The following is a 24,180-nucleotide window of genomic DNA, read 5'->3' on the forward strand; positions in this document are numbered from 1 at the left end:
GTATAGGTTTTGATAATTACCAACAAACATAAGGATTTTGTGCCACATAACGAAAGGGAAGGCCGATAAGACCATGTAGGGAATTTTGCGTTGAATTGCCTAATTTGCAACATGAGCTCGATTCTTGTCAAACAATTGTACATATTTCCCATTAAATCCCTGGCTGCCATTGCCGTAAATGAGGTGACTGTAGATGCTGCAGGTTTTGTCGGTGACCGAAGATTTATGTTAGTAGATTCGGAGGGAAAATTCATTACCCAGCGGACGCGTCCTGATTTAACTCGATTTAGGTTAAGCCAAGTCAGCGACGGCTACTCGGTTCAAGATCTTATAACAGGTGAGACCAAGGTGCTGTCGGCCCAACCGCAACTCAAGGAAGTGCTGACGGCAGAACTCTGGGAGGATTCTTTACAGGTGATCGAAGTAGGAGAGGGTTGGTCTGCATGGTTTTCTGATTTATTGCAAGAGCCTGTTCGACTCGTCAAGCAACAACAGAATTCCCCTCGATTAATCAAAGAGAGCTACCAGACGCAAGGATCGAATCAGAGCTCCTTTGCGGATTCATTACCCATCTTACTAGCTTCTGCGGCATCTTATGAACAAGTTGAAGCCGTTTTTGGGCAATCGTATGATCCTTTACGATTTCGCGCAAATTTGATTGTGTCCGGTTGCGATGCCTTCGAAGAGGATACCTTTGCTGAAGTAGCTATTAATGCTGTTCAATTGTTTGGGGCAAAGCCTTGTGCACGCTGTCAGTTGGTGAACGTAGAACCTGCTACTGGCCAAGTGGATAGAGGTATATTAAAGGCCTTGGCATCGTTTAGGCAAAAGGATAATAAGGTGTATTTCGGCCAACAAATGGTGCCAATAAGCCTTGGGAAAATTAGGGTGGGTGACGAAGTTCTTGTGATAAAACGAAAAGATGCGCTTTTTTAGAACCATTCATTTTTTGAGTTTGGATGTCGTTTTGGGCGCTGTTTCATTGCACATGATGTATTATCATGCCTTGTTGCATGTTTGGCCCTCTTGGGAATACGATGCGCTATTGGGCATTTCGGTGTTTTTGATTTATGGGATTGACCGCCAAATTGATAATATTTCATTAGGCGCTTCTGATAGATTACATGTCTTTCATGCGCAAAATCGACGGAAGTTGTTGTTGATTTTGCTGGCACTAGGTTGCGTGAATATTTATCTATTGTATCGTGTTGAAATGGCGATGATACGTCTGGGACTGGTTTTAATACTTATTTTAGGGGGATATTGGCTTGCTTGGACGAATGGGTTTTTCAAATGGGTTTGGGGCATTAAGGAGATTTTTACCTCCTTGATCTACAGTGCTGGAGTCTTATTGCCTACTTTTTTTGCGGGAGGATTTCATTTTGTATGGGGAATGGCGCTGTTTCTTTTAGCCTTGTTGAATTTATGCTTATTTACCTGGATTGATGTGGGAGGGAATCGCAGATTTCTTCAGCTTTTAATTTGGGCAAGTGGTGCTTGGCTTATGCTGATGTGTTTTTCGGGTTTTCACCTGGATGTTTGTGTCATATTACTACTCATATGGGGAATTCATACGGGGATTTATTATTTTAGCCCACGGATGCACATGCGCCCTTGGGCAGAATGGGCATTCGCGAGCCCCTTGATTTACATACTATGCAATTTATAAAGACCAAAGATGCCTTTCAGGCGCTTCGATATCCTGAATTCCGGGCTTATGTGACAGGAAATACGCTGTTTACGATGGCTTTATTGATTCAGGAGGTGATTTTGGCCTATGAATTATATCATCTGACACATAATCCGCTGGCTCTGGGTTTAATTGGGCTAGCTGAGGCGGTCCCTTATATTTCCTTGGTCTTGTTTGGGGGGCATTTTGCTGATAATCGCGATAAGAAAAAGATCATGCAAGGTTCGCTTACGGTAATCATTTTAGGTTCCGTTTTATTGCTCTATGCAGCGATGCAGTTGAATGCAGGTGGGACAGATTTTCATATTTATTTAATCTATTTCGTTATTTTTCTTATCGGCCTAGCTAAAGGATTTTTCAGTCCAGCTGCGTCTTCGTTGAATCCGTTTCTTGTACCCAAAGAGGTTTTTGCAAACGCGGCTACTTGGAATAGTTCTTTCTGGCAATTGGGTTCCATATTGGGTCCAGGAATGGCGGGGTTTTTATATGCCTATGCGGGTTTAGCGGGTTCGTTGATGATTGTCATTGGCTTGCTTTTAGCCGTGATGGCCTGTATGTTTTTAATTGATAATCGGCCTGTTCCTCCTAAAAAGGTTACACATGAATCCATTTGGCATAGTTTGCGCGAGGGGATTGAATATGTATTTAAGACGAAAATTATCTTATATGCGATTTCGTTGGATTTGTTTTCCGTGCTCTTTGGTGGGGTGATTGCCATCTTGCCCATCTTCGCGGAGGACATTTTGAAGGTAGGTGCTGAGGGTCTTGGGATCTTACGCGCTGCCCCGTCGGTAGGAGCAGTAGTTACTATGCTTACCTTGATTTATTTCCCTCCATTGAAAAATGCATGGCGGAATTTACTTTTAGCTATTGCGGGATTCGGTGTAGCGACTTTGGTTTTTGGACTTTCGACCAATTTTTGGTTGTCGGTAACAGCCCTATTCTTCACCGGCGCATTCGATTCGGTCAGTGTCGTTATACGTCAAACGGTCTTACGCATTTTTACGCCCGATGAAATGCGTGGGCGCGTTTCTTCCGTGAATGGAGTATTTGTCAGTACCTCGAATGAAATGGGTGCTTTTGAGTCGGGCGTTGCTGCCAAAGTTTTCGGAACTACCCCATCGGTTCTGATTGGCGCAGGTGTGACACTATTTCTAGTTACCATTGTTGCATTTAAATCCAAGGATTTATTAGAGCTAGATGTCGAAAAAGAAGCAGCTGGATAATTACTTGTTTGCTTGAATGCTCGTATTCCAAGCCTTCAATGTTTCCAAAATGGAATTCCTGCTTTCCTGTGCCCAGACAATATCGGCCACATTATTTATAGGACTCGTATTTTCGCCGAGTAATGCAGGCATCAAATTGAATGTATGTGTTTTTAACTTCTTCACTCCTTTGTCATTGACCGAAATACATTCGATCACCTCGATGTTGGAAATGACAACTAAGCCATCTGCCGTTTTCGACGCATGAATCTCAATGGACTCAATTAAGTTCTTTGGGATATCGCTCGTTCCGATAATATCAGATCCTTGGTAATGGATGGTTTTGATTTCGTGTCCACCTACCAACAAAAATGAGATGCGTTGTTTGCCCGACTTCGTCGCGAAAAAATCCCCGATTGACTGAAAGAAATTACGTTTCGGTAATTGGATAACACCTAGGCCAACAAAATCACGAGGTGTTTGGCTAGCGAGGAACGAAAACGAGGAAGGCAAAATGGAGCTCATGAGAATATTTTTTACGAATTTATCTTAAAAATGGCAAACCAACAATTACAGTCGGATTTTAGGCTTAGGGAATTCAAAATGCTGCGCAAAACCTTGGAACCACTGGTGGATTGACTCAAAGCCCTTTTTGTTTAAGCTGTAATGAATAAACTGGCCCTTTTTTACGGCATCTATTAATTGTGCCTGTTTCAATAAATCCAAATGATGCGAAATACTGGGCTTCGTCATATCAAATTGCTTGGCAATTTGTCCCGCATTTTGTGGGCCCTGCATGAGAAATTGGAGTATCTCTCTTCGGGTGACATCATTAATGGCTTTGAAGGCTGCTTCCATAGTGCTTAAATAATTAGGCGAATATCTAATTATTCTGTTGAATTTCCAAATTTAGAGATGGTCTGCTTTGCGATAGGCATCAATAAGTTTAATTTCACCCTCTTTTCCCGGATGGAAATTACCATGTTCCATGCCCAAAACGCCTGTGTATTTTTTCTGGCGTAGGTGTTCGAATATGTTGGCATAATTCACTTCCCCCGTTCCGGGTTCTTTGCGGCCAGGGTTGTCGCCTATTTGCAAATAAGCGATTTCCGACCAGCATAAATCCATGTTCTTAATCATGTTACCCTCGTTGCGTTGCATGTGGTACATGTCGAAAAGGATTTTACAAGATGGGCTATTAACACCTTTGCAGATCATGTAGCTTTGATCGGAATGGCGTAAAAATAAGTCGGGATTGTCGCTTAAGGGTTCCAGAACCATTGTTAGCTTATGGGGTTCAAGGATTTCTGCGCCTCTTTTTAATACTTCGATGACGTTTCCTGTCTGTATGCCCATCGGTAAGTTGCGGGTGAAATTGCCTGGAACAACGGTTGCCCATTTGGCATTGACGCGCTTGGAGGTTTCGACGGCTTCCCGGCAGGATTTTAAAAAGATATCTGTCCAAGTTTTATCGCCTGTCGTCATGTGTGACTTATCGAAAAATCCGGGGAACTTGATCACAAAAACACCCATATCCATGCCTAGCTTGCTTAGCATTGCCCCAATTTTCGCTTGTACTTCTACAGGCTTTTCCATCATTTCATTGTCTTCCAATGCCCGAAATCCCATTTCATGCATGAATTTCAATTGGTCAATGTAATCTTTACCCGCATGTTGTTCAAACATGCCAAAATGGGGTGCATAGTTCAAGCTAAATGTATTGTTAACAGGATTATTTCCTTTCATGGCTTGACTACCTAAAACACCTGCAGTCATTAATTGGCTAAACGATCGACGATTCATGCTATTTCTTTTTTAAGGTGCTTAAATATTCTACTAAATCCGTTAATTCTGTTGTTGACATGCCATCTGCCAGTCCATCCGGCATCATGGAATTGTCTATTTGTTTGACCGACTTTAAGGCCGACGTCTTGAAATTTTGGATACTGCCGCCGGGTAATTTTAGGATGATATCGGTTTCGTTTTTGGAGGTCACGATGCCTTGATAAACATCACCTTTCTTTGTCGTAATCTCAAAGGTTTCATAGCCAAATCCAATCCCAGCATTTGGATGAAGAATGGACAAATACATGCCTTCTTTCGATAATTTTGAGCCTATTTCGGATAATTTAGGGCCAAAATCGATGCCTTCATTATTGATTTGATGACACATGGCACATTGCTCCACAAATACCTTGATGCCATTTTTTGCCACACCTTTTAGGTTAATTAAATCATTTAAAGCAGGATGTTTTGTTTTGGTATTACTTTGCGTAGCACTTAAATAGGTGTTCGCCTCTACGCGAACACCTTTGCGCCATGCCTTGCTAACGGATTCGACAACGGATGGAATCAAGTTGGCCGGTATTTGCTTATCCTTCAACGCTTTCAATACAAAATCTTCGCCAGCAGGGTAGGAGTTTCCAATGCCCTTCGCTGCATCTTTTCGGACGATTAGCTCCAGTTTGTTGTTCAACATCGTCTGACTTAATAATGCGATACTCTCCTTGCTTCCATGCCAACGAATCGCATCGATGATTGATCGTTTTACCGTATTGTTGCCTTGGGCAAATGTTTTGTTGATAAAATCATTTCCCCCTGCTAGCGCATAAAGTGATTTGGCAGCTTGTCGGCCCCCCTTATTACCCAAGATGATTTTCATGAGCTCGGGTTTTAACTCTACCAAATTGTATTTTTCAATCAACTTCGTGAATTCATCTACATCGCTTTTGGGTAATAATCCGATGACCGTTTTGCGAGCTAACGCATTTTTCTGAATGTATTCAGGGGCTAAGTGGCGGATAGCGATTAATGTAGCCGCCGCATCTTGTTTCAGATGCGTATTGATTAATTGAATTAATAAGGCTGATTTTTCATCTCCTGGGATGAAATCCAATGCACGAAAGTAACGTAGCTTTTCGTTGAGTGGTTTCGCTTCTTTTAAGAATTGGAAAAGGTATGCATTCGCCAAAGGTGTTCTAGCACGGAATATAATATCACGAAAAGCCGGTGAATCTGCTGGCTTTAAGGCTAAGTAAGCAGCTAAACGTGCATCCCACAATCGATCTGCGCCGATACCTATGGCCTCTAAATACCAACGATCCCCACCGCCATGTTGGCTAGCCAATGCTGCCCAAATCGCGTCTGCCTCCGTGTTTTTTACATGGTGAAGCGCAATGGCTAATTCACGTTTTACCTGGAAGTCTACATCTTTTACTACCCGTTGCGCTATAGCCTTCCATGCATCGAAAGGACGCGTTTTCATCGCTCGGATAGCCATCATAAGCCATTCGACAGACGGATTTGTTAAGGCCTTGTCGATGTAGCTTAATCCATCCGGACCTTGGGCTAGCAACCAGAATAATCGTGCTTTTAAACGGGGATTTTTTTCGTTTTGATATACGGCCGCGATATCTTTCGTGGCTTTTTCTCCAAAACTTTGTAAAGCTTTATAGCCTACATATCGGGTCGCGAGGTTCGGATTGAATAAGGCCGTAATGGCTCCCATGGGGGAACCTAAGTGTAGCTTTTTAATAAGGTATGGCGTGTTTTTGGGTGCGATTCGGTAGATACGGCCCTTGTTTTGGTCACCTGCCTGATGGCCTCCTACACCGGGATCATACCAGTCGGCTATGAAGATAGAACCATCGGGAGCTACGGTGACATCCGCGGGACGGAACCATTGATCCTTGACTCCTTCCACGAGATTGATGATACTCGCTGTATAGCCTGCGCCTTGTGCTTTTGTTGGATAGGCACGCACAACATTAGGGCCGGCATCGGCATGAATGATTTGATTTTGGAATTTTGCGGGGAGTAATTGTCCCTCATAAACGAGAATTCCCGTTGGAGATCCAGAACCCGTTTGTAATAAATTGGGTACCACGCCAGGATCGTTTAAATGCCAGTGCTGTAGGGGAATTTCGGATTCCATGTTGGTGCGATTCACCGACCAGCCTTCGCCCGTCATTTCGTCGGTGTATCCATAATTTCCATGTTCAAAAACGGAATTGATTCGAACGCCTTTATTGCCATCATCATCATTATCCGATTGCCAAATTGCACCATAGGAGTCAACAGCTACTTCAAAATTATTTCGAAAGTTTTGGCCTAGACATTCCACATTTGATCCATCCACATTGCAGCGGAAGACCATGCCTTGCTTGTATTTGTTTGGCCCAATGATGTCTCCATCTTGGTCTAAAACGGGTTTGCCTTTCGCATCTAAAAGCTGTTTGCCTTCATTTCCTAAGTTGAAATATAATTTCCCGTCGGGTCCAAAAGTAAAGGCATGTGCACCATGATCATGTTGTTCGCCACCAATTCCCTGAAACATGATTTCTTTGCGGTCAGCTTTATCGTCGTGATTATCATCGTATAATCGCCAGATGTAAGGGCTTTGGGCGACGATGACCATGCTGTCAAGTACGGCAATGCCAAGTGGGGCATTTAATTCGGGTGATTGATAGAATACTTTTTCTTTATCGGCCTTGCCATCTCCATTCGTATCTTCTAAAATGATAATTCGATCTCCGGCGGGATTTGTAGGATTGCCCGCGATAGCTGGTCGATAGTTGAATGCCTCCGTAATCCAAACACGCCCTTTGGAATCGATATCCATGTTGGTCGGATTCTTCAACATCGGCTCAGTCGCAAAGGTCGTTATTTCTAGTTCCGGATCGATTTGCAATCCTGCCAGCGCGTTTGAAGCTTCATGTTTTTGCGATTCGGTTAAAGAATCCAAAAGTGCTTGTCCCCAGCGTTGGTGTTCGTTTTTTTGAAAAGAGGAAATGCCTAAGTAAGCCAATAGGCATAATGAACCGAGAATGGACAAGCGTCCACGGAAGGAATTTTTCATGTGATTAAAATAGGTTGAGCGAAACGCTTTGTTATAAAGGTCTTTTAATTCAGCAAAAAATGCAAATTTATCGCTTGAAGAATTGGTTCAATTTAGAACGAAAATTCAGGTAGGCCAATAGGTTTTTGGGACTTAATAAATTCGTTTTTAAGTAAGCTTTCCAGTCTTTGGCAGTACGTGGAGGATTTAGTAAGGTCGCCCGACTAAAATAAAAGGCTTTTTTGCTCCAGGCAGATTTATTTTCGTGGCAATCCATCCGCATGAGGTAATATGCTTGCAAGATGGGTTTGATGAGGTAATTATATTTGTATTGTGTGTGCGCGTTGATACTTGCATACATGAAAATCCGGTTTTTGATAAAAGCATCTGCATATACGTGGTCGGTCATGCTGATCCCTCCCTCATTTTTCCGATAGACGGACATGACTTCAGGTAAATATCCGATGGGTCCCTGCTCTGCCAAAATAACATATAAAGGGATGTCACCACTTTTTGAGTGCAAAAACCATTCCGGTAAGGCATGGGCATATTTCCGGCGCATCATCACGGCGGCTGTCGCCATGAACCATGTTTCTTTTTCTACTAGGAAGTCGGCGGATCCAACCCAAGGGTTTTGGTCGGCGGAATTGATTAATTGGGGTGCCCGACCGCTGCCGTCCTCGAAAATGATTTCTGCATTGTGAAAGCAAGCGGATGCATGGGGATGTTGATCCAAAAAGTCAACTTGGCGTTGCAATTTCAAGGGATCTGTCCAATAGTCGTCGCCTTCAATGTGAACGATGTATTCGCCTTTGCAATCTAGAAAACAATGGACATAGTTTATTTTTGATCCTAGGTTTTCTGGACGAATATAGGCTTTGATTTTATTGGGATGTTTCAACGCATATTCGCGTACGATATCCGCTGTCCCATCCGGAGAATGATCTTCGCCGATGATGATTTCATAGTCAAAGTTGACCTGCTGCTCCAAGATTGCATCTAAACTCGTGCGTATATAGGCTTCATGTTTATAGGTAATGAAGCAAATGCTCACTTTGGGATTGCTGGGCGTTTGGGAACCCGGAAAGAGCTGTTTATCGTAGTGCGAAAAATCCATGCGTATTATTCCATTTCGGCATAACCTACGCCCGTTTGACCAAAGTGATTCCCATTGTAAAACATGATTTTCTTGCCTTTGTGATCAATGACAAGAGGGTATTCAATCATGGTATGATCCCAATCTGAAGGATTTTCGCTTACGTCGATACCTACTTGTTCATCGAAACGCGTCCAATGGATTCCGTCTTTGGATTCCGCGTAATAAATTCGATAAGAACGGTCGCGGTTTGTCCGGTAATCGGTTACAGCTCGGGCTGAGAACCACATTTTATAGATACCGTTTTCGATAAGGACACTGGGTCTCGAAATGCCGCCCTCTACTTCATCCCGGTAATCGATGGCTACTTGGCCTTTACGTTCCCAGCTTACTCCGTTGGTTGATTCTGCGTATTTAATATGATAACAAGGTTCCATCAGCCCTTGATCTTCTAGCCAATGGGTACAGTTTAAGTACCAAGCTTTGTATTTCCCATCGTCAAATAAAAAGCAGGCAGAACCGTTGAAATAGGGCTCTGTGGCTGTTGTACTAATGATGGGGCCTGTAAATTTTTTTGTGAAATGAACGCCGTCCGTAGAACTCGCAAGTCCTAATGCATTGTGGTAAGGGATTGTATTGCGTACGGTCCAGCCGATGTAGTATAACCACTTTTCTTCACCATGTTGCATAAACCAGGTAGGCATGATGCCGCAATCGTCAAAAGTGCCCGGAACACCTAAATCCAAGATGGGTTCAGGGTGTAGGTAAAGGATATTGGAAAGATTGTTTGGGTCAAGATCGATGAAGGATGCTTGGCAGCGTCCTTTCTCATCGCGCGCAGAATAATAGAGTCTTATTTTGTCTGCATAAGAAGTGTCAGCACATACGACATGTGCATAACCTCGCTGGTTCCATGATGATTTTCCATCAGGGCAAAATATAAGTCCTTTTTTTATCCACTGCATATAATTGGACGTGGTGTTTGAAAAACCACGTCCAAAGATACGAGCATTTATCGAATTGTTGAGAAACTCGTCGGGCTCAAGTACATGGTTTCGACCTTATCCACGATTTTACCATCTTTCTCCGATTCTCCTTTGACTGAAATCCACTTAGGATCTAAGCGGAATGCATCAAAACTTGCCTTACCCGCTGCTTCACTCTTGTGTGCAAGGAAATACAATAATTTAGGTTGAGATCCATCTTTGGGAATGGTGGTGAAGTAAGCAATGTTATCCATGCCATGCTTTTTGAAGAGCTTGGTGGTATAATCACGGAAACGAGCTAATATATTAGGTAACTTATCTGGTGCCGCCGTATAGGTGCGCATCTCAAATGTGCGATCAACATCTGCACTTGATGGTTTGATTTTCGGGCTGAAATCGGTCGCATGCATAAAGATGCTTGTTACTTTAGCAACGATTTTACCACTTTCTTCGGATTTGCTCGCAACAGCTTTCCATTCGGGATCTTTTCCAAAATGGCTCCATGAAGTATCACGCGCCGCTTGACTTGGATAGGATAAAATGTAATAAAGCGCATTGTCGGTGTTTGTATTTGGAATCCAATAACCCACATTCGTCATGCCATGTTTTTCGAATATTTTAGTCGTATGGTTTGTAAAACGTTGAATCAATGCATCTAATCTACCTGGGTGGCAGTAATAAATACGCATTTCATAATAACGCGTATCGGGTTTCTTTGTGAATCCTAGGAAGGATATGCTCATCAAGCAAAATAGGAATATGTTTTTCATAGAAAATAGTTATTTGAGGACTAATGTAGCTCAATTTGAATTTAAAAATATCCTGAATGGTTATATTTATTAGGCAGGACCTAATCGCTTGGCCATCACATGTTGTAAATAGGCGAATATCATGTCAGGTTTTAACGTTCGCCAGTTGGGGATCTGCAGGTTTCCTCCAAAATTGATGTAATAGTCAACATGGTATTTGGCCCATTCTTGCTCGACAAATTCCGCAAAGTGCAATCCTACGATCCATCCATCCTCGACTTCTTCAAACCACTCGGCATAATAATCATCTTCAAATGTGCCGTGGAAGTTGAAGACATTTTCGCCAACCAACACAAAATGTTTAATACCAATTGCCAATAAGTGATCGATTACTTGCCGCTTCAATAACATGATGTCATTGTGCAAGGTATCATTCCATTCTCCGAATAATTCAATGATGCTGTATTGTTGGTAGTAATCTGTAAATAGAATCTTGCAATACAATGTTTCCGAATCGATCTCATCCCAAAGCGGATGAATGTAATACCCATAGATGTCGTTTTCGTATTCGGTTTGTGAATATGTTCGGCCATAAAAGGGGGACTTGCGGTCATGTGCCGCATTGTATAGGGATTCCCACTGAAAAGATGGTTCGATTTCTTGCATATGGGTTCAAAATAAATAGAAAAGGCTTGCCGAAGCAAGCCTTTTCGAAGAAGATCAGGAATAGGTTACTTGAGTTTGGCTCCTAGGAAAACCCCATTTCCATCAAATTCTACTTTGTAATTTTTCCCAGCTAAGCTGATGTATACTTCAATTTCTTTAACGGTCGCATCGGCAGTGACTGATTGCGCTTTGTTAAATGTCCAACCCGCATAATTGGTATTCAAATAGGTGATGGCAGCTGCAGGAATTTGTGCTTGGGTAATTTCTGCGACCGTGAAATTAGGTAGTGATGGATTGTCTTTTGGACCTTTCCCAGCATTTTGGACTAAATTAAAGTCTTTGTCAAACATGTAAGTTTGGACTGCTCCTGCTACAGAAACAAGCACATGATAGTGGATCGTAACATTGTCTGCTGCGATACTGACAGCATTTTTAAGCGTCCAACCCACGGCATTTGTATTTAAATAGCTTGTAATTGCTGCCGGTAATGCGCTTAAGTCTGTCTTTGTAATAACGGGTTTGGTTGGAATTTCTTTACTTGAAATAACCTTACCACTGGCATCAATCGTTAGCTCATAGGATACACCTGACTTTTCCACATGCACATGGTAAATTGTAATTCCTTGGCTATCAATTTTCGCCGTTGCTCGCTGGAAAGTGTAATCCGTTAATGCGGTTTGTACGGCTACTGGTAAATCAGTCAATGCTAAATTTGTCACTGCCGGACCATGACTTCCTTTTTCTTTCCCCCCTTTTGGACCTCCAGGCATACCAGTTGTTTGCGAAACATATGCTCCTTTATCATCAAAAAGTACGGAATAAAATTCTGTTTTGTATTTCAATTCTACCCGATAGCCAGTAGGTGTACCGGTCGTCTTTTGGGAAGCATGTAATAAATCGTACCCAGGAAAATTAGTGGCTAGGTATGTTAAAACACTCGCAGGTAAAGCAGTGGAATCAATTTTTGAAAAGGCTTCTTTGATTGCTCCTTTGGATGTTAATACGATTTGCGTTTCAGCTGTTGCTGTTGTCACATCGGCTACGTACAAAGCATTGGGTTGAATAACTGAGTAAGCCACTTTCGCGGTAGGGAAACTTTGTTGGATCGTTGACTGTACAGCTTGCGGTATGTTCGCCGCGTTAATTGCCGTAAATCCTTCTAGATTCATGGCTTCCTCTTTACTGCAAGAGCTAATTAAAACTGTGCTAGCGAAGGCAAATAGAATGAGCTTTTTCATGGTTGTAAAAATTTAGTTGAACACATGGTTAACGTTAGGTTCTAGGCGAATCTTGTGCAAAGATGTTGATATTAGGCTCGCATGGCCCAAGCAATCGACGAATTGACCCATCTAGTCTACCAATGTTTAATTTTTGTTAAATATGATAGTACCTTGTATTGCATAGTACTATTTAATTACTATGTTTGTGCTATGAAAAATCGCTATCGAACCCTTATGTTGTTTATGGTGCTGTTGGTTTCCGCGCAGTCCATGTTTGGATTAGGCCTGCCTCAACGACTTTATCCCGCAAAAGTTATCAAGAAATCAATCCAAGTGCTTGTTCGAAAAGTATCGCGTTAATTCTTAAAAATTCTCTTAATTTTGGGTTTCATTCAATCAGCCCATGTCCATCGCTTTTATTTCTTGGGATCCCAATCCCGTTATTGTTGACCTTTTCGGTTTTCCGATTCGTTGGTACGGTTTCTTTTTTGCCATGGCTTTTTTGGCGGGATTTCGCGTCGTGAGTTACATGTTCAAGCAGGAGGGACGTTCTACGGAACAAGCTGACCAACTCTTGATGTACACGATGGTGGCGACGATTGTAGGTGCACGTGCTGGACATTATTTTTTCTATGAATTTCCTTTATTGCAAGCTGATCCGCTTCGTTTTTTCTTGCAGATGATTACGCCTCCGTTTTCAGGTTTGGCTTCGCATGGCGCTGCCATCGGACTCTTTATTGCTTTTTATCTTTATGCACGTAAAAATGCGGGCATGTCATACCTCTACATTACAGATCGCATTGTTCCCGCTGTAGCCTTGGCAGGATTTTTCATTCGCATGGGGAATTTGATGAATTCGGAAATTATTGGCAAACCCACAGAATTGCCTTGGGGCTTCAAGTTTTTACGTGATACGGAATTCAATCCTTATGGAGACCCTAATTTAGTACTCGCAAGACATCCGTCTCAATTGTATGAAGCACTTTCTTGTTTGCTTATTTTTGCACTTTTGATGTGGTTTTGGTCAAAGAAAAAGAAGGATACGCAAGAAGGCTTAATGACAGGATCGTTTATGGTCGTCCTATTTACCTTACGTTTCTTCTACGAGTTCTTAAAAGAAAACCAAAGTGCTTTCGAGAATAATTTGACCTTGAATATGGGCCAAATTCTTTCCATACCCGCGGTACTTTTTGGCCTCATTGTATTGGCTTATTCTTTTAAGAAGGCGAAGGCCTAATCTCTAGGGTATAGGGCGAGCACGCCCACAAGATCATGAATATCTGCTAAATACATACTTGTAGGTAGGATTGCTTTGCAAATCGCTGGGGCATTCGGATCCGGATATGCAAATTGATTACACAAAAATCCATGGGATTTTAAATGGTCAAAAAGCTTCGTATCTGCCGAGCTAAATGCCGGGTAATCTTTAACTAGGCTAACATATTGTGCATTTTGCGTGAATGCTCTAGCAAGTTCTTGAGACTTACTTATCCGTTCATCGTAGGCCTCCTGTGCATGGAGACATGCATAGACATAAGCCGGATTTGCGGGCGATCCCCCCACCCAAAAGGGATCTTTTTTAATCTCCGCTATATCAGCTTTTGTACCTAAAATTAGGCCAGCTGGTATGCCAAAGGCTTTCGATAAAGAACTCGTTTGAATCAAATTTGCCGGCGTATCTATGCGTGTCGAGACAATTCCCAATCGATGCGATTCATCCACAATCAAGGTCTGATCTGATGATAAGTTCTGCTCAAATCCCGTGAGAAATTCTTCCACCCAGGGTGCTCCAATTCCATCCATGCACAGAATTTGCGCATCTTTTTTCCAATCCATGAAGTTGCCCGCAGCAGGTTTGTAAGGATGACGCCACAAAGCCGGATGCGTTTTGGGCGCTAAAGATATACTCGCTTCCGGATATTTCTGTTGGATATATTGCATGACCGTTTGGCCAGCAAGCAATCCCGAGCTACACAAGGCCGCCGCTTCTACGCCAAAGCGTTTAGCCATGACATCTTCTAAATTTTCCCACACGTCCATGCGGTAATTATTCAAGCGCGAACTTCCCCAATTTTGACTAAAAATCTGAATTCCCTCTTGTAACTTTTCTTGGAAGAGGGGATGCGAGCCTATGTTGAGGTAATTTGTTCCGCCTAACCAACGGTATTCCTTGCCCTCGAAAGAAACAAGGCGCTCCGGAATCTGGTTTTGGTGGATTTGGTAAGACATGCTTAGCGAATTAATTCGGCACCGGTTCCTGAGGCCTTGGCATAATAGACTTTTCCGTAATCGATGGTGATTCCTTTCGCGATTTGATCATCGACTAGCAAACATCCATCCATGTCAACGAAATCCAATAAGGGTAGTAATTGCGCGATGGCCGAACAGCCAATGGTCGATTCGGTCATGCAGCCCACCATGACTTTGAGTCCCAGGCTTTTGGCTTGTTGGATCATACGTAGGGCAGGCGTAAGCCCCCCACATTTCATTAATTTGATATTAACTCCATGAAAATAGCCGGCACATTTGGCTACATCTTCTTCCAAAATACAGGATTCATCCGCAATGATGGGTAATTCAGATGCTTGGAAAACGCGCTTCATGCCCTCCCAATTGTCAGCTTTCAAAGGTTGTTCGATGAATTCCACGCCTAATTTTTTTAATTCAGGTGCGAAATAAATGGTCTGTTCAGGCGTCCATGCGGTATTCGCATCAACGCGAAATACAGCATCGGTTTCCTTGCGTAAGGCCTCAACGATTTCTAAATCTTGGTCGGTGCCCAACTTGATTTTATACAGCGGAAAAGGCATTTCTCGCATTTTGGAAACCATGGTTTCCACGGTATCGATGCCAATCGTGTAGTCGGTTATCGGATTATTCGAAATATCTAATCCCCAGATTTCATACAAGGCTTTGTTATGCGTTTTACCCCAAAGGTCCCAATAGGCCACATCCAACGCACATAAAGCAAAGGGATGGTCGTCTAGTAATGTTTTGGATAACATCTTCCAGAAATCGGTGGGATGGGGTAAAATGTCATTTGGCAATAAATGCCGTATGCTTTCCACTTGCGCCACCATTTTTTCCATGGTGATGCCATAATAGGGGGTCTCTGTTGCTTCTCCGAAGCCGCTTTTGCCATGCCAACTCAACTCCACAATGAGGGTTGGTTGAACGTCACGCGATTCGTGCGTGATCGTAAAGGTGTGCTTAAGCGGCAGATCGAATTGATGAAGCTTCAGTTCCATACATGCTTATTTGAGTGGAATAAAGGGTAGTTTAGTCTCTTTTTGACCCGCTTTTTGCCAAACTAAACCATCTGCTTTTGACCAATTGATTAAATCACCGGAACCGTTATGGGCTACAGTTTCACCGTTTTCTACGGGAATCCATTGGTCTAAATCTGCTGATGCTTTCGGTAAGAATTTGATTTCTTTTTCTGCATATTCGGGGAAATCTCCGGATACCCAAGGTAAGAAATAAACCCAGAAGCAAGTCAATGTCGAAATCGGGTTTCCAGGGAATGCGAAAACAACTTTGCCGTCGGGGCGCGTAGCCACCAACATCGGTTTTCCCGGTTTTTGTGCAATTTTATGGAAGACTGTTACGAATCCAGCTTCGGTTAATACACCCGGAATTAAATCTTTTTTGCCAGCAGAAACTCCTCCTGATAGTAAAATGATGTCATTTGACTCTAAGACTTTATCAATATTCGCTTTGATTTTTTCTGCGGAATCAGGTAGGTGACTAGAGTTCGCTTTGAAGCCCTTCGACAGTAAAACGGATTTCATCATCATCACATTCGAAGAACGAATTTGATGAACAGCTGGCGTCTCGTGTAGTCCTACAATTTCATCGCCGGTGGAGAAAATATGAACGTGCGGTTTCGATTCAACTTCGATATGCGCTTTACCCACGGTTGCTGCAATGGCAATTTCCACGGGTCCGATTTTTGTGCGTTTTTTGACTAAGATGTTACCTTCTTGGGCATCCATTCCTTGCGTATGAATAAATTGACCTTTTGCCAAAGGTGTTTTCCCAATGTAGGTGGCGATTTTTTTCTCGATGCTTAGATCTTCTATTTTGATGATGGCTTCAGTCCCTTTGGGAGCCGTCGCACCCGTCATGATTTCCATGGCACCATCGATTTTTTTAATCGCTTTCACCGGCTCTCCCGCATATAAAATGCCTTCGATTTTCCAGGTAGGCGCTGTAATGTCTTTCACTGCAATTCCATCCATCATGACACGGTCGAAAGGAGGAAAATCACGGTCGGCAACTATTTTTTCAGCCAAATTCATGCCCAAAGTTTTAGCTAGGGGTAATTTTTCAGTCCGGAAAGGAATGGTGATATTTTTTAAGAGTGCAATGGCTTCAATAGGACTGATCATGTTTGTTGTTTTACGTATTTGTTAAATTTCGCTATTTTTTGCTAATTCTCCTGTATTTTTGTCTTCTAAATTTCAAATCAGCTATGGCTATCGATTTTTCTCACTTGCAATCCGATGGCACCCCCGGCATGGTGGATGTCAGCTCAAAAAACGAAACGGTGCGCGAAGCAAAAGCGCAGTCTATTGTGTTTTTAGGTGCGGAAATTGTTCAACATTTCGAAGCGGCTGGTTGGCAAAATAAGAAAGGTAGCATCCTTCAAACGGCAATTATCGCTGGAACCATGGCGGCGAAAAAAACCTCAGATTTGATTCCGCTCTGCCATCCCTTGGGATTGGATTCCTGTAAATTTGAAACGGAAGTTCAGGCAGATCAAATCATTATTACATGTATTTGTCGGCTTGAAGCCAAAACAGGCGTTGAAATGGAAGCCTTGGTGGGCGCCTCTGTTGCGGCATTAACCGTTTACGATATGTGTAAATCGGTTTCCAAAGGCATCGTGATCAAAGAAACCAAATTGATCTCAAAATCAGGGGGTAAATCGGATTTCAAAGCCTAATATGTCATCACATCACATCATTCGAGACAAGCAAGAACCTGCGCTGATAATCGCGAACGGGGAGGCGTGTTCGATGGATATTTTGGATCAATTGCTCGAGTGGTCACCTACTGTGATTGTGTTAGATGGAGCGCTAGAACGCGTGATTTCCTTGGGTATCAAAGTGGATGTGTGGTTGGGGGATTTTGATCATTCGAATAACGTAGATTTGAGTAATTATCCCTTGAAAAAAGTACATACGCCGGATCAAAATTTAACGGATTTGGAGAAGGCCTTTGAATATTTAATGGAGGAGGGTTATCCGGCTGTGAATGTGATTTGGGCGTCCGGGAAACGCATGGACCACACCTTGAATAATTTTCATTCGCTGGTACGCTATGGTCGGAAATTGAAAATTGTGTTCTTCGATGATTATTCAACGTCGTTTTTGTTGCCTCCCACGTTTGAGAAATGGTATCCAGCGAAAACACCTATTTCGCTCATGCCCTATGGAGAGGCCTTTGATGTTAAATCTTCGGGTCTTACCTACGACTTAAATCATCCCGTTTTGAAATTGGGTACACAGACAAGTTCAAGCAATGAAGTTCGAGAAGATGGGATTGTTAAAATTTCCTACGAACGTGGAGCGCTTATTTTGATGGAGTGCCACGATTAATTTTGTCCTGCTCCGACGGTTTGTAAAACACCGGACGCGACGGTACTTCTGGGAAGTAATTCTGCTCGACCCAATTGCCCGGAAAATCATGTGGGTATTTATAATCGGCCCCGTAATTCAAATCTTTCATTAAACGTGTAGGTGCATTGCGTAAATGCAAGGGCACCGGTAAATTACCAGTTTGCTCCACGTAAGCCATGGCTTTGTTGATGGCGTTGTAGGCCGAATTACTCTTAGGCGATGTTGCCAAATAAATGACAGTCTGCGATAAGATGATGCGCGATTCTGGGTTACCGATCACGCGGATGGAATCGAAACAGGATTGAGCTAACAGGAGCGCGTTTGGATTTGCCAAACCAATGTCTTCGGAGGCTAATATCAATAAGCGCCGACCGATAAATTCGAGGGATTCACCACCGGCCAACATTCTTGCCAACCAATATACCGCCGCATCGGGATCTGAACCACGAATCGATTTGATGAAGGCAGAAATGATGTCATAATGTTGTTCGCCGTCCTTGTCGTATTGCGCTAAGTTTTTTTGAAGACGTTCCGTTACGAGGGCGTTCGTTAACTCAATTTCGTTCGCACCTTCCGTGGTGATGAGCAATTCGAAAAGATTCAGCAGTTTTCTTCCATCGCCGCCCGAAAAATGAAATAGCGCGTCGGTTTCCGTTAACGTGATTTTTTTATTGGCGAATAATTTATCCGTGCTAATTGCCTTGTCGATCAGTTGGCGTAAATGCACATCATTCAATGCCTCTAACACATACACTTGGCAACGCGATAAAAGGGCTGAAATAACTTCAAATGAAGGGTTTTCGGTCGTGGCGCCAACTAAGGTTACGATTCCTTTTTCAACGGCGTTCAACAAGGAATCTTGCTGAGACTTAGAAAAACGGTGAATTTCATCAATAAACAAGATGGGTGATTGTGCCTCGAACATGCGATTTTTCTTCGCTAATTCGAGTGTCTCCCGAACTTCTTTCACGCCAGATTGCACGGCAGAGAGCGTGTAAATGGTTCTTTTTAATGCTCCAGCGAGTAAGGTAGCTAAGGTTGTTTTGCCTACCCCGGGAGGCCCCCACAGAATGCAAGAGGGAAGATGACCTGCATCAATCGCTTTACGTAAGGGCGCATGAGCTCCAATGACCTTTTCTTGGCCAATGTAGTCTTCTAAGGAAGTGGGGCGCATGCGTTCTGCGAGTGGTTGCATCATCCTTCGAAGTTACGGGAATTTTGTAAAATAGAAATAGAATTAGTAGCTTGGAGAACTAAATAAACCTATTAAAATATGAATTCATCACGTCGTTCCTTTTTGCGCAATTCAGCCTTTGGGCTTGGCGCATTGGCCTTTGCCTCACCTGCATTGCAGGGTCTGGCGGCAGTTAAATACAAAAAATTAGTTGGGGTTCAGTTGTATTCCGTGCGCGACGATATGCGCAAGGATCCACAGGGAACTTTGAATGCCTTAGCCGAAATGGGCTATAAATATGTGGAACATGCGAATTACATGAACCGTAAATTTTACGGTTGGGAAGCCAAAGAATTCCGCAAGCGCCTCGATGACTTAGGAATGAAAATGCCTTCTGGTCACACGGTTATGGGCAAGGCTCACTGGGATGATGCCAAAAATGATTTTACTGATTTATGGAAATATACGGTAGAAGATGCAGCTATCATGGGTCAAGAGCTCGTTATCAGTCCTTCAATCGATATGGGTATTCGCAAGGATAAAAATCTCTTGTTGAAATACATGGAGATCTTTAACAAGTCTGGTGAATTATGTAATAAGTCGGGCATGCGTTTCGGATATCATAACCACGACTTCGAATTTTCAGAGAAGTTGGAAGGTGAGTTATTATATGATATCATGTTGAATAACACGGATCCTAAACTCGTAGCCCAGCAATTAGACATAGGTAATATGATCAATGGTGGGGGTGTGCCTGCCGAAGTTATGAAGAAATTCCCAGGTCGTTTTGTTTCGATGCACGTGAAGGATGAGGTGCCAGCCAAATCGGGTCATGAGCATTTTGAATCAACTGTCTTAGGAAAAGGTTCAGGTCAAATCGATGTGCAAGCTTTGGTGAAATTAGGAGATAAAGAAGGAGGAACGAAGCATTTTATAATCGAACAAGAAGCTTACCAAGGATTACAACCACTTGAGTGCATGAAGGAGAATATTGCCATTATGCGAGGTTGGGGGTATAAATAGATGGGTTTTGGGTGTTTATCCAAGTCCTCAGGCTGAAGCCTGAGGTTACAAATAGTTTTATCCTCAGGCATTAGCTTAGGAACTTTAGTGAAATTTATAACCCCAGGCTTTAGCCTGGGGACTTTAAAAAAAGAAAGATTACAAATGAAAAAACTAACCTTCATCGCCCTACTCGCAGCGCCATTTTTTGCGTCAGCGCAATCATCTTTAAAACCTGTTATCGCACAAAAAGCGGATGCCTTGAAAGACAAGGTCATTACTTGGCGTCGCGATTTCCACGAGCATCCTGAATTAGGAAACCAAGAGGTGCGGACGGCAGGAATTGTTGCAGCGCACTTACGTTCGTTGGGCATCGAAGTGCAGGAGAAAGTAGGGTATACAGGTGTTGTGGGTGTATTGAAAGGCGGAAAGCCAGGACCCGTTGTCGCATTACGCGCCGACATGGATGGTTTGCCGGTAACAGAACGAGGGAGTTTGCCATTTAAATCCCAAGTGACAGCCGAATTCAATGGCCAAAAAACGGGTGTTATGCATGCCTGTGGACACGATTCACATGTGGCAATTTTGATGGCTGTAGCTGAGATTTTAGCTTCTGAGAAAGCAAATTTGGCAGGTACGGTGAAATTTATTTTCCAACCCGCTGAAGAGGGTGTTTACAATGACAAAGGGGAAATGATCCTTTCTGGTGCCGAATTAATGGTTAAAGAAGGTGTGCTAGAAAACCCTAAAGTTGATGTGATTTTTGGATTGCATATTGCCGCAGGTTCGGATAATGGTGTATTGGAATATAAACCAGGCGCAACCATGGCGGCAGTAGACCAATTGGATATCAAAGTCAAAGGAAAACAAGCGCATGGCGCGAGTCCCTGGACGGGAATTGATCCGATTGTCATCTCGTCTCAAATCGTGATGGGATTACAAACCATTGTTTCTCGTTCCGTGAACATTACGGAGGATCCTGCCATCGTAACCGTGGGAGCCATTCACAGTGGTATCCGTCAAAATATCATTCCGGAGTCTTCTCACATGATTGGGACGATTCGTACGTTTGGGGTTGAACAGCGTCAAATGGTTCACCAACGAATCAAAGAAATTGCAACAAACATTGCCGAAAGCGGTGGTGGAAAAGCCGAAGTAACAATTGGTACAGGTTATCCCGTAACCTATAATAATCCGCAATTGGTCGAAAAAATGTTGCCAACGCTACAAGGGGTGAATGGTAAAGATCGTGTTCGTACTATCGCAGCCCATACAGGTGCGGAGGATTTTTCGTTCTTCCAACAAAAAATTCCTGGATTCTTCTTTTTCCTAGGAGCTCGTCCAGATAACAAAAAAGCTGATGAAGTTGCGGGTCACCATACACCAGATTTTCATTTAGATGAAGGCCATTTCCAAGTGGGTGTGAAAGCTTTGAGTAGTTTGGTTGTGGATTACATGGATATGGCACAACCAAAGAAAAAGAAATAGTCTATACTCCCCAGGTTAAAACCTGGGGTTATTAAAATTTGTTAACCCCGGGCTTAAGCCTGGGGTTTATTATGTAAAAGGTAAACCTATGAAAAAACTCATTCTATTCTTGCTCCTGGCAGGCCCTTTGGCCTATGCCCAAAATCTTAAACCCGAACTTTGGAATAAACCTTGGAAGGCCTCTTGGATTACTTATGCAGAAAATCCAAATCATGTTTATTCCTTGACCGGTTTAAAGGATTATGGCGTTTTTAAATTTCAGAAGAAAGTTAATCTAGCGGAAAAACCAAGCAAATGTCTCATTCACGTTTCCGGTGATAATCGCTACAAATTATACATTAATGGCACTTGGGTTTCTGCGGGTCCGGCACGAGGGGATTTGTATTTCTGGAACTTTGAAACCTTGGACATTGCACCTTATTTAAACGCGGGGGGGAATACCATAGAAGCCTTGGTTTGGAATGAGGGGAAAGGAAAATCAGAAGCCCAAATTTCGTATGCCACAGGTTTTATCTTACAAGCAGATGATGCTGCACAGGCTATTTTCAATACCAATATGGATTGGACGGTTGCCAAAAATGCGGGTGTCAGTCCGTTAGCCGTTCGCGTTCCCGGTTATTATGTGGCCGGTGCAGGAGAATTACAAGAATATGCCAAAGGTTGGTCTCCTTTCATCTCCGCAAAATCACTAGGTCCTGGTTTAACGAAAGGGGCGTCTATTGATGCGAAAGGCTGGATGTTGTATCCGTCTGCTATTCCTTCCATGGAACTAACATCACAACGATTTGCTTCCATTCGAAAAGGGGAGGGGGACTTGATTCACGGGAAGGCAATGACGATTCCTGCAAATTCTTCGGTGGATCTCTGGATCGACCAAGGAGTGTTGACAAACGCATATCCCCAATTGACCTTTAGCGGAGGGAAAGATGCCAAAATAGGTATTACTTATGCAGAGGGGCTATATGAGAAAAAGGCATTAAGCACAACCACAAAAAATAGTAATCACAAAGGCAATCGAAACGATATCGAAAATAAATACTGGTTGGGCCGCAAGGACAGCCTCATCGCCGATGGTGCTTCCCATACTTTTGAATCGATGACCTATCGTACTTTTCGTTATGTGCGTTTGACAGTAAAGACCGAGGCGGAGGCTTTGACCTTACAAGATTTCAAAAGTGTATTTACAGGTTTTCCTTTGCAAGCCAAAGCGTCTTTAAAGTCAGATAACCCGTTAATTCCGCAATTACTTGATGTGGGTTTCCGCACGGCGCGTTTGTGTGCGATGGAAACCTACATGGATTGTCCCTATTACGAACAATTGCAGTACATCGGTGATGCACGGATTCAAGCACTCGTAAGTATGTATTATGCGGGTGATGAGCGTTTGGTTCGACAGGCTTTGGACCACATGGATCATTCGAGAATTGCGGAAGGAATAACGCTGAGTCGCTATCCGACCGATTTGCACCAACAAATTCCGACGTTCTCTTTATGGTACATCGGGATGTTGCATGACTATTTGCGATATGGAAAAGATCCTTCATTCTTGAAAAACAAATTGGCCGGCATGCGCGGCATCTTGGATTATTTTGCCCGTTTCGAAGGAGCAGATGGGACATTGCAAAATATACCTTATTGGACATTTTCGGACTGGGTGAATGCGTGGCCACGGGGAATTGCTCCCGTGAGTCCTTCGGGTCGCTCGGCGGTGATTGATTTTCAGTACATGTGGATCTTGCAAAATGCAGCAGAGATTGAACGCTACTTCGGATATGCGGATATGGCGGCGCGCTATGAAGCAAAAGTGAAATCGATGAAACCTGTTTTGAAGTCCTTGTATTGGGATGCTGGTAGAGGTTTATTTGCCGACACGGAAGTACATGATAAATTTTCCCAACACGCAAATTCCCTTGCCATTTTGGCCGGTTTTGACGCTGGCGGGGTGTCAAGCAAGTTGCTGACTGACAAGGATTTAGCGCCCGCGTCAATCTACTTTAAATACTACCTTCATTTGGCATTAACCAAAGCGGGCAAAGGAAATGACTACGTAAGCTGGCTTGATAAATGGAAAGAAAACATCGACATGGGCTTGACGACTTGGGCGGAGACTTCCGACATTTCTACTTCGCGCTCCGATTGCCATGCCTGGGGTTCAAGTCCGAACATCGAATTTTTTCGAATTGTCTTAGGGGTTGATTCTGATGCACCAGCATTTGCCAAAGTCAAAATCGAACCACATTTAGGCGAGCTGAAAGAGGTAGATGGGGTTGTTCCGCATCCGCAGGGTGAAATTCAAGTAAGTTATAAACCTGGTAGCGCTTCGATTACATTGCCGGGAACGGTGAATGGTAGCTTTGTTTGGCAAGGAAAGAAATACCCTTTGAAAGCGGGTAAAAATAATTTGACTATCCCTAGGTAGGATAGGACGGTTGGCCGCTTTTGC

General features: G+C 43.1%; 22 protein-coding genes. 9 read left to right on the forward strand and 13 right to left on the reverse strand.

Annotation, left to right across the window (positions count from 1 at the left end; all coding sequences use genetic code 11):
• Positions 1–111 precede the first annotated feature (111 nt).
• The 3 genes from PQG45_RS01640 to PQG45_RS01650 are packed head-to-tail and all read left to right on the forward strand — an operon-like array spanning position 112 to position 2,916.
• Positions 112–936 carry an MOSC domain-containing protein gene (locus PQG45_RS01640; protein ID WP_316070183.1) on the forward strand — a complete coding sequence of 275 codons (825 nt, stop codon included), beginning with the start codon at positions 112–114 and terminating at the stop codon, positions 934–936.
• Positions 923–1,669 (forward strand): hypothetical protein, encoded by a 747-nt coding sequence (locus PQG45_RS01645; RefSeq protein ID WP_315575824.1) that lies wholly within the window; start codon positions 923–925, stop codon positions 1,667–1,669. Before PQG45_RS01640 ends, PQG45_RS01645 begins: the two co-directional genes overlap by 14 nt.
• Entirely contained in the window at positions 1,657–2,916 is a 1,260-nt protein-coding gene (locus tag PQG45_RS01650; protein ID WP_315575823.1) for an MFS transporter, read from the forward strand. Before PQG45_RS01645 ends, PQG45_RS01650 begins: the two co-directional genes overlap by 13 nt.
• Here PQG45_RS01650 and PQG45_RS01655 read toward each other — a convergent pair whose 3' ends face one another.
• From PQG45_RS01655 to PQG45_RS01695, 9 genes are all read right to left on the reverse strand, one after another.
• Positions 2,917–3,420, reverse strand: coding sequence for a hypothetical protein (locus PQG45_RS01655; RefSeq protein WP_315575821.1), 504 nt, complete (start codon positions 3,418–3,420; stop codon positions 2,917–2,919).
• A 45-nt stretch (positions 3,421–3,465) separates the two neighbouring features.
• Positions 3,466–3,753 (reverse strand): autorepressor SdpR family transcription factor, encoded by a 288-nt coding sequence (locus PQG45_RS01660; RefSeq protein WP_315575819.1) that lies wholly within the window; start codon positions 3,751–3,753, stop codon positions 3,466–3,468.
• 51 nt (positions 3,754–3,804) lie between these two features.
• The gene (locus tag PQG45_RS01665; RefSeq protein WP_316070184.1) at positions 3,805–4,698 is read right to left on the reverse strand and encodes a hydroxypyruvate isomerase family protein; all 894 of its coding nucleotides are present in this window, start codon (positions 4,696–4,698) and stop codon (positions 3,805–3,807) included.
• A 1-nt stretch (position 4,699) separates the two neighbouring features.
• Complete coding sequence (locus PQG45_RS01670) at positions 4,700–7,753, reverse strand: PVC-type heme-binding CxxCH protein (RefSeq protein ID WP_315575815.1); 3,054 nt, start codon at positions 7,751–7,753, stop codon at positions 4,700–4,702.
• Between the two features lie 67 nt (positions 7,754–7,820).
• Entirely contained in the window at positions 7,821–8,849 is a 1,029-nt protein-coding gene (locus tag PQG45_RS01675) for a glycosyltransferase family 2 protein (protein WP_315575813.1), read from the reverse strand.
• Between the two features lie 5 nt (positions 8,850–8,854).
• Positions 8,855–9,793, reverse strand: coding sequence for a hypothetical protein (locus PQG45_RS01680; RefSeq protein WP_315575811.1), 939 nt, complete (start codon positions 9,791–9,793; stop codon positions 8,855–8,857).
• A 47-nt stretch (positions 9,794–9,840) separates the two neighbouring features.
• Positions 9,841–10,584 carry an NIPSNAP family protein gene (locus tag PQG45_RS01685; RefSeq protein ID WP_315575809.1) on the reverse strand — a complete coding sequence of 248 codons (744 nt, stop codon included), beginning with the start codon at positions 10,582–10,584 and terminating at the stop codon, positions 9,841–9,843.
• 69 nt (positions 10,585–10,653) lie between these two features.
• Positions 10,654–11,229 carry a hypothetical protein gene (locus PQG45_RS01690; RefSeq protein WP_315575807.1) on the reverse strand — a complete coding sequence of 192 codons (576 nt, stop codon included), beginning with the start codon at positions 11,227–11,229 and terminating at the stop codon, positions 10,654–10,656.
• Positions 11,230–11,294: 65 nt separating this feature from the next.
• Positions 11,295–12,467: a PepSY-like domain-containing protein gene (locus PQG45_RS01695; protein WP_316070185.1), complete on the reverse strand. Its 1,173-nt coding sequence runs from the start codon at positions 12,465–12,467 to the stop codon at positions 11,295–11,297.
• A gap of 385 nt (positions 12,468–12,852) precedes the next feature.
• On the opposite strand from PQG45_RS01695, the gene lgt reads away from it, so the two are divergent.
• Positions 12,853–13,686: a prolipoprotein diacylglyceryl transferase gene (gene lgt, locus PQG45_RS01700; RefSeq protein ID WP_315575805.1), complete on the forward strand. Its 834-nt coding sequence runs from the start codon at positions 12,853–12,855 to the stop codon at positions 13,684–13,686.
• Here lgt and PQG45_RS01705 read toward each other — a convergent pair.
• Genes PQG45_RS01705 through PQG45_RS01715 form a run of 3 tightly spaced genes read right to left on the reverse strand, consistent with a single transcriptional unit; the run spans position 13,683 to position 16,840 of the window.
• Positions 13,683–14,678: a hypothetical protein gene (locus tag PQG45_RS01705; protein ID WP_316070186.1), complete on the reverse strand. Its 996-nt coding sequence runs from the start codon at positions 14,676–14,678 to the stop codon at positions 13,683–13,685. The two genes, lgt and PQG45_RS01705, sit on opposite strands and share 4 nt — an antisense overlap.
• Before the next feature lie 2 nt (positions 14,679–14,680).
• Positions 14,681–15,697, reverse strand: a complete 1,017-nt coding sequence (locus PQG45_RS01710) for a dipeptide epimerase (protein WP_316070187.1) — start codon at positions 15,695–15,697, stop codon at positions 14,681–14,683.
• Positions 15,698–15,703: 6 nt separating this feature from the next.
• Entirely contained in the window at positions 15,704–16,840 is a 1,137-nt protein-coding gene (locus PQG45_RS01715; protein WP_315575801.1) for a molybdopterin molybdotransferase MoeA, read from the reverse strand.
• A gap of 83 nt (positions 16,841–16,923) precedes the next feature.
• Here PQG45_RS01715 and moaC point away from each other — a divergent pair, with 83 nt between their 5' ends.
• Both moaC and PQG45_RS01725 read left to right on the forward strand, forming a co-directional pair.
• Entirely contained in the window at positions 16,924–17,397 is a 474-nt protein-coding gene (gene moaC, locus PQG45_RS01720) for a cyclic pyranopterin monophosphate synthase MoaC (protein ID WP_315575799.1), read from the forward strand.
• 1 nt (position 17,398) lies between these two features.
• Positions 17,399–18,052: a thiamine diphosphokinase gene (locus PQG45_RS01725; protein ID WP_316070188.1), complete on the forward strand. Its 654-nt coding sequence runs from the start codon at positions 17,399–17,401 to the stop codon at positions 18,050–18,052.
• Here the strand turns inward: PQG45_RS01725 and PQG45_RS01730 are convergent.
• Positions 18,027–19,271 (reverse strand): replication-associated recombination protein A, encoded by a 1,245-nt coding sequence (locus PQG45_RS01730; RefSeq protein ID WP_315575795.1) that lies wholly within the window; start codon positions 19,269–19,271, stop codon positions 18,027–18,029. The genes PQG45_RS01725 and PQG45_RS01730 overlap by 26 nt on opposite strands.
• A gap of 75 nt (positions 19,272–19,346) precedes the next feature.
• Here PQG45_RS01730 and PQG45_RS01735 point away from each other — a divergent pair, with 75 nt between their 5' ends.
• The 3 genes from PQG45_RS01735 to PQG45_RS01745 all read left to right on the forward strand — a co-directional run bounded on the left by PQG45_RS01735 (position 19,347) and on the right by PQG45_RS01745 (position 24,156).
• Positions 19,347–20,270, forward strand: coding sequence for a sugar phosphate isomerase/epimerase family protein (locus tag PQG45_RS01735; RefSeq protein ID WP_315575794.1), 924 nt, complete (start codon positions 19,347–19,349; stop codon positions 20,268–20,270).
• Between the two features lie 144 nt (positions 20,271–20,414).
• Positions 20,415–21,737, forward strand: coding sequence for an amidohydrolase (locus PQG45_RS01740; RefSeq protein ID WP_315575792.1), 1,323 nt, complete (start codon positions 20,415–20,417; stop codon positions 21,735–21,737).
• 88 nt (positions 21,738–21,825) lie between these two features.
• Complete coding sequence (locus PQG45_RS01745) at positions 21,826–24,156, forward strand: alpha-L-rhamnosidase-related protein (protein ID WP_315575790.1); 2,331 nt, start codon at positions 21,826–21,828, stop codon at positions 24,154–24,156.
• The last annotated feature ends 24 nt before the right edge of the window (positions 24,157–24,180 follow it).

It is taken from the genome of Aquirufa regiilacus (assembly GCF_032470275.1).
Taxonomy (GTDB): Bacteria; Bacteroidota; Bacteroidia; order Cytophagales; family Spirosomataceae; genus Aquirufa; species Aquirufa regiilacus.